The 6,790-nt window shown below is 69.4% G+C and carries 5 protein-coding genes; 2 read left to right on the top strand and 3 right to left on the bottom strand.

The features are described 5' to 3' along the window. Positions 1–2,115 (bottom strand): CHASE3 domain-containing protein (locus D7Y11_RS40820; protein WP_126936374.1); only part of this gene is annotated, 2,115 nt, incomplete at its 3' end. Between the two features lie 915 nt (positions 2,116–3,030). Between D7Y11_RS40820 and D7Y11_RS45290 the strand changes: the two genes are divergently transcribed. Beyond that, a complete protein-coding gene (locus D7Y11_RS45290; RefSeq protein ID WP_306770493.1) occupies positions 3,031–4,455 on the top strand; it encodes a GntR family transcriptional regulator in 1,425 nt (474 codons plus the stop codon). Between the two features lie 147 nt (positions 4,456–4,602). Here D7Y11_RS45290 and D7Y11_RS40810 read toward each other — a convergent pair whose 3' ends face one another. Both D7Y11_RS40810 and D7Y11_RS40805 read right to left on the bottom strand, forming a co-directional pair. Then, complete coding sequence (locus D7Y11_RS40810; RefSeq protein WP_126936373.1) at positions 4,603–5,496, bottom strand: phosphatase PAP2 family protein; 894 nt, start codon at positions 5,494–5,496, stop codon at positions 4,603–4,605. Positions 5,497–5,553: 57 nt separating this feature from the next. Further along, a complete protein-coding gene (locus D7Y11_RS40805) occupies positions 5,554–6,207 on the bottom strand; it encodes a LysR substrate-binding domain-containing protein (RefSeq protein WP_158624573.1) in 654 nt (217 codons plus the stop codon). Positions 6,208–6,210: 3 nt separating this feature from the next. On the opposite strand from D7Y11_RS40805, the gene D7Y11_RS43615 reads away from it, so the two are divergent. After that, positions 6,211–6,555 carry an alpha/beta fold hydrolase gene (locus D7Y11_RS43615; RefSeq protein WP_158624572.1) on the top strand — a complete coding sequence of 115 codons (345 nt, stop codon included), beginning with the start codon at positions 6,211–6,213 and terminating at the stop codon, positions 6,553–6,555. Positions 6,556–6,790: the final 235 nt, after the last annotated feature.

Here is a 6,790-nt window from a genome sequence, read left to right as displayed (position 1 = left end):
AAGGGGGAGGGTGACGGTGAAGGTGCTGCCCTCGCCCGGCGCGCTGCGCACGGTGACGTCGCCGCCCAGCAGCCGCGCCAGGTCGCGGGAGATGGACAGGCCCAGGCCGGTGCCGCCGTACTTGCGGTGGGTGCTGCCGTCGGCCTGCCGGAAGGCCTCGAAGATGAGCCCCTGGAGCTCGCCCGGAATGCCGATGCCGGAGTCGCGCACGCTGAACGTCACGCGTCCCGGTCCCTCCGTGGCGACGGTGAGGATCACCTCGCCGGAGTCCGTGAACTTGAAGGCGTTGGCGAGCAGGTTCTTGAGCACCTGGCCCAGCCGCTGGGGATCCGTCTCCAGTGTGGGGGGCACGCCCGGCGCGACGGTGGTGGTGAAGCGCAGACCCTTCTGCGCGGCCATGGGCTGGAAGGTGCGGCCCAGGTTCTCCACGAAGGGCTGGAGGCCCACTGATTCCAACTGCACGTCCACGCGGCCCGCCTCGATGCGCGACAGGTCCAGGATGTCATTGATGAGGGCGAGCAGGTCGTTGCCCGCGGAGCCGATGGTCTGCGCGAACTTCACCTGTTCGGCGGTGAGGTTGCCCTCCTTGTTGTCCGCCAGCAGCTTCGCGAGGATGAGCGAGCTGTTGAGCGGCGTGCGCAGCTCGTGGCTCATGTTGGCCAGGAACTCGCCCTTGTAGCGGTGGGTGCGCTCCAGCTCCGAGGCCTTCTCCGTAAGCGTGACCTGCGCCAGGGCCAGGTCGTCGCGCTGGTTCTCCAAGAGGCGCGCCTGGGCCTCCAGCTGGGCGTTGGTTTGCTCCAGTTCCGCCTGCTGGTTCAGCAGTCGCGCCTGGGACTCCTTGAGGACGCGGCTCTGCACTTCAATCTCTTCGTTGGAGACGCGCAGCTCCTCCTGCTGGGCCTGGAGCTCCTCGGCCTGTCGCTGCGTCTCTTCCAGGAGTTGTTCCAGGCGGGTGCGGTCGAGCGAGGCGCGCACCGCGACGGCGATGGCGTCCGACACCTGCTGGAGCAGCTCCAGGTCCGACGGGTGCACCGGGTGCAGGAAGCCCAGCTCCACGACCGCGTTGACCTGTCCGTCCACCTGGGAGGGCGCGATGAGCACGTGGCGCGGACGGCCCCGAGCCAGTCCGGAGGAGATGGGCAGGTAGCCTTCGGGCACGTCGCGCAGGTGGCAGGCCCGGCCGTCCTTGATGGCCTGTCCGGCCAGTCCTTCGCCGGGAGCCAGCGTGTCATGCCGCGCATCCAGGTCCGCAGGAAGCGCGTGGCCCGCGACGCGGCGGAAGTGGTGCGTCGTGTCCGCGACGTAGAGTGCGCCCACCTGGGCGTCGAGCGTGTCGGCGAGGACGCGCAGGATGTTGTCTCCCAGCCGGTCCATGCGTTGGTCGCCCTGCATGCGCACGCCGAGTTCGGTCTGGGCGGTCTGGAGCCACGACTCGATGGCGCGGGCCCGGAAGTCGCGCGCGGCGGTATACGCGGCGATGCCCAGCAGCGCGAACAGCAGCACGGAGCCGCTCAGGGTGACGGCGAGGGACAGGTTGGCGGACGCCTGGAACTCCTCGTACCGGCTCGTGAGCAGCGCGCGCTCCTCCAGTTCCATTTCCTCCACGGTGGCGCGGATGGTGCGCATGGCGGCGAAGCCGCTGTCCTCCTTCACCACGGCGATGGCCTGCCGGCCCTCACCGCGCAGTTGCAGGTCCACGGTCTCCTGCAGCTCCGCCAGCTTCTCCGTGACCGCGCCCTCCAGCCGGTCCAACCGCTGTTGCTGCACGGCGCTGTAGGCGATGAGTCCGCGAAGCTCCGCGAGCTTCTCCGGCAGCGTCTTCTTCGCGAGGGAGTAGGGGCTGAGGTAGCTCTCCGCGCCCGTGAGGAGGAAGCCGCGCTGCCCGGTCTCCGCGTCCTTCACGGTGGACAGCACCTCCTCCAACTTCGCCGCGACGGTGAGCGTATGCGTCACCATCTCGCCCGTGGCCGCGCGCGTCTTGAGCGTGCGGTAGGAGAGCAGTGCGATGGCGAGCACGGCCAGCGCCGCCACGGCGAATCCGGTGAACGTGGAAGGGGGAAGCGCCGGTCCGAAGCGCTCGACGCGCGGAGCATCCTTCACGCGGGGCGGGCTCATGGACACCGCCCAGGGGCGCACGGAAGGCAAGCAGTCACAGTGGAGCGCACGGAAGGAGCCCGTCCGACGAAGGTGAACGGATTGACTACCATGTCAGGAGGGGACGCCCGGGACCCGAGGGGCCGAAGTGTCGCTTTGTGCGCGCCCGGCGAAGACGCGTGACCCGGGAGGGCGTCAGCAGTTCGTCAACCCAGGCCGCGACCCGAAGTTCCCCAAGCGGGCACTCGCCTCACGGATCAGCCGTGGACCGCGACGTCGCGTATGCGCGAAGCCCAAACTGGGGCACGGACAGATGCTCCCGCCCGGGCCCGGTTTCCGCAAAACCTGCCCGACAGTTGGCCTTGTTCGCACCGAATGAAACCGATGCCGCGCGCTTGGCGGAATGCAGCGGCGACCCGCAACGTCGTCCGCGTGCGGTCACCCAATCATGTGTACGAGCAGCGTCGCCCACCTGGGGCTGGTCGCCGCAAAACCTGTCCGACAGTCGGACCGCTTCGCACCGCATGAAGCCGAAGACGCTCGCTTCGCGGAACGGAGCGGCAAGTCACGACGTCGTGCGGGCGCGGACACCAAGGTGGGGCCACGATCAGAGCCGCCCGCATGGGGGCGGCTCTCTCAAAACCTGTCCGACAGTCGGACGGATTTCGCCGCTTGGGCCCGAGGCCGCTCCCGCCCGGCGGGGGCGCGACGTCATGCGCGCGCAAACGCCAAATTGGGGGCGGGCAGATGTCCCCGACCGGGCCCGGTTGCCTCAAAACTTGTCCGACAGTCGGACAGGTTTTCGCCGCCCGGGTCCCGGACTGCGGCCCATCCGATGACACGGATTGGTGGGCTCGCACGTCCATGTCAGACCCCTGTGGTTGGATGGCGATGCTGTGACGAGGAGGGGGAATGGGGATGGAACGGCGAGGACTCGTGGCCTATGTGGAGGCGCAAATCGAGCGCGATATCGCGCTGGGGCGTCTGCACCCGAGCGGGCAATTCGGCTCCGAAGCGAAGCTGGCGCGCCGCTATGAGGTGTGTCGGGGCACCATCCGCGAGGCGCTGCGGCGGCTGGCGGCACGGGGGCTGGTGTTTCAGCGTCCCGGACGCAAGACGCGCGCGGTGCCGCTGGATGAGTCGCTGACGCTGGAGAACCTGGGGCTGGCGCTACATGACGCGAGCAACCCGGATGCCCGGTGGCTACTGGAGGGCTACTTCAGCCTCAAGCGGCAGGTGCTGGTGGAGCTTCTGGCCGACTGCTGCGCGAGGGCCTCGGACCTCGACTTGGACCGGCTGGGGAGCACGTGCTACCAGCTCCAGGACGCGGCGCACTGGGAGTCGGGGGAAACCTGCGCGCGGGCGGAATTCGAGTTGCTTCGGCATGCGGCGCGGGTGGCGGCGCGTCCGGGGCACGTGCTCCTCGTTCAGTCCCTGCAGCGGGCATTCATGGGAGGAGCCGCCCAACTGCTGCCGCTCATGGGCGGAGCGGCGCTGCGCGAGTGGGCCATCCGCGTGAGGGAAATCCTGCACGAGCGCGACGTGCAGGCCCTTCAGCATGAGCTGCCAGCACTGCTGAAGGCGCGCGATGAGCGCGTACTGAATGCCTTTGCTCCTGCGCCCCAGGAACCTGCGTCCCCCGAGGCCCACCTCACTCAAGAAGGCATCGTCGGTGCGCCTGCATCAGCCAACGGGCTGGAGGAACCGCCGGCGGAACGCCCTTGCGTTGAGGAGCGTTGCGCCAGCGCCCCCGCGTCAGCCACCGCGCAAGACGAAGCGTTGGATGCATGTCCTTGCATTGAGGCGAGTGGCGCCGAATGCGTCGCGTCCACCGCCGAGCAGGATGATGCGCCGGAGGCACGCCCCTGTGGGGAGAGTCGTGGCATCGGAGCTCCCACGCCAACCATTGAGCCGTCCGAGACGCTGGAGGTATGCCCAAGCGTTGATGCTCATGGCCTCTGCTGCCTCACGCCCATCGCCGAGGACACCGGGCCACTTGGGATTGCACCTTGCCTCGATGCGCAGGCCCTCCTTGTGGAGTCGGACAGCGTGCAGTGGGTGGCTTCATCCGCGCCGGGGCTTGTCTCCTGTGAGGCTGGTGGGGAGCACGCAGGGCGGGACGAGGTGGGCGCTGCCTGGGAAGACCTGGCCGACCGTCAGAGATGTCGATGTCTTGGCGCTTCGCCTCCGGAGGGAGCCTCCAGCAGCCCGAGGCTCGACCCACTGGTTCCCGCTGAATCCTCCGCGGGGCGTGTTGCAACGTGGGCGAGACGCTTCATGGACCCCTGGGCTTCGCTGGGGCGCTGGGCCGTACGCTTCTGGCGGTCCATGGCCGATTCCCCAAGCCCTCCTGCTTCATGAGCGACGACAGCCCTTCATGCTCGCTGTCGTTCATGAGGCTCTGCGCGGACGCCTGAAGAGGCGCGCATGCGCCGATGGACCGAGGACGCATCCGTCCGTGCCTTGCCGCCGCGCAGGATGGATTCGCGAACTTCTGGCGGAGCGTGGCTAGAACGCTCCGGACAGGCCCACCATCTGGGTCCCGACCATCGGGTTGAGTGACACCGAGGACGGCCGCGCGCTGGTGGGCGGGGTGTCATCCACGCGGCCGTGCAGGAGCAGGGGCACGGCGACGCCGAACGCGGTGCCCAGCACGGCGCCGGTGACCACGTCGGACAGGTAGTGCTTGTCCGCGCCCATGCGCAAGAGGCCCATGGAGGCGGCGAGCGGCAGGCCCACGCCCCAGACGACGGCCTGGTGCTTGTAGCCGCGCATCGTGGCGACAGTGCCGGCGGACACGGCCAGGGAGAAGGCCAGGTTGGTGTGGCCACTGTAGAAGGACAGATTGTTGTCGGTGGGGTGCGCGGTGAGGCCCTTTTCCGCCTCCGGGAGGACGTGGACGAAGGGCCGCTCGCGGCCCACGGCGAACTTCACGGCCTGGTTGGCGACGGAGGCGAGGACGGCGCTCTGGACCATGATGGTGGCGTCCTGGGCGAAGAACTCCGTGGAGGCGCCGCTGCTGCGCCCCACTGCGTACTGGGTGCCCAGCAGGCCCAGCGGCAGGCCCGCGAACCCGATGATGTTGCTCCAGGTGTCCGCGCGCTTGCGGGACGCTTCCGTGTTGCCCGCGATGCCTCGGCCCCAGCGGTCCAGGCGATTGAGCCGGTCAGTGCCGTCCGGTGCACGGTCGCACCAGCGGCACTGTGCCGGGGCCAGGTTGTCCTTGAACACCGACTCGGTGGAGATCCACAGCACGCCCGCGGTGCCGGTGATGATGCCGTCGCGCGTCCAGTTGAAGCGCAGCGCGCGCGGCGCGTCGGAGGTGTCCTGTGCGGCGGCCGGGGTCAGCGGCGCCAGCACGAGCAGGCAGAAGGTGGCGAGGGTCCGGTAGGAAGCATGCATGGGGCGGCGGAGCATAAGGGCGCTCCGCCCTTTTCCCGCAATCCGGGTGGTGCGGGCTCAGCGCGCCCCGGCCTCGTCCTCTTCGACGAGCCGCGCCAGGAAGTCGCCCAGGGCCTTCACCTTGGGCGGGGTGCGCCGGGCCTGGGGCCACCACACCAGCCACAGCGCGCCGCGTTCCAGGGAGTGCTCGCGGAGGAAGGGGCGCAGCGTGCCGGCGTCCAGCTCCGGGCGGATCATCAGCTCCACGAACTGGGCGATACCGAAGCCCGCTCGGGCTGCGTGGGTGACGGCCTCGCTGTTGTTGAAGACGAAGGTCTCCGGGATGCGCGGCGAGGGGGCGCCCGCGGGCTGGCGCAAGGCCCAGGACTCCACGCGGCCGGTGGACACGAAGCGGTAGCGGATGCAGTCGTGTTCCTGGATTGCGTCGAGCGAGCGCGGCGTGCCGTGCACCTGGAGATAGGAGGGAGAGGCGCAAAGGATGAAGCGCTTGGGGCCCAGTCGGCGGCGCATGAGGCGTGAGTCGGTGAGCTCGCCGCAGCGCACCGCTGCGTCCAGCCCGTCTCCGACGATGTCGGCCACGTGGTCGTTGACGTCCAGATCCAGCTCCAGGTGCGGGTACTCGCGGCGGAAGCGCTGGAGGTTGGGGATGATGAGCCGCAGGGCGAGCATCTCCGGGACGGAGACGCGGCCGCGGCCGCGAGGGGTGCGCACGGCATGGGCGAGCTCCGACTCCGCGTCGCGAAGTTCGGTGAGGGCGCGCACGCAGCGCTCGTGGAAGCGGGCACCCTGCTCGGCATGATGGAGACCTTCCTGCGCGAAATCGGCGCGGTGGCGGACCTCCCCATGGGCGTGGAGCGCTTCCTCGCCGTTGACACCGCCACCCTCGTGCTCCTGGGCGACCAGAGTCCCCAGGTGCTTCTCGCGGAACCTGCCCATGCCCTGGCGAAAGTCCTCCCCCACGCGTCGCTCCGAGTGCTGCCGAGGCACGGCCACGTGGCCCACGTCTCCGCACCCGCGCTGCTCGCCCGTGAGGTGGAGGACTTCCTCTCCGCGCGCTGAATCGCCTGAGGAGCCTTATGCCCAGGCGCCCCTGGTGGCTTGTCGGGCAGGTTCCCGCAGCAGCGCGGCTCCAGCGGCGGTGTTCCAGAACCTGTCCGACTGGAGGGTTGCGCGGAATAAGCAATCCGCTGGGTCCCGTAGAAGAGAGATGACTTCAGAAGAAGGAGCCTCCTGCGCCTCTGCCGAGCAGGGGGGCAGGCGCCGCGTCGCAAAGGACCCGACTCCGCGCTTCAAG

It is taken from the genome of Corallococcus sp. AB018 (genome assembly GCF_003986945.1).
GTDB lineage: Bacteria > Myxococcota > Myxococcia > Myxococcales > Myxococcaceae > Corallococcus > Corallococcus exiguus.
Note: the sequence above shows the minus strand (reverse complement) of the source record. Positions and strands in the feature narration are given on the sequence as shown.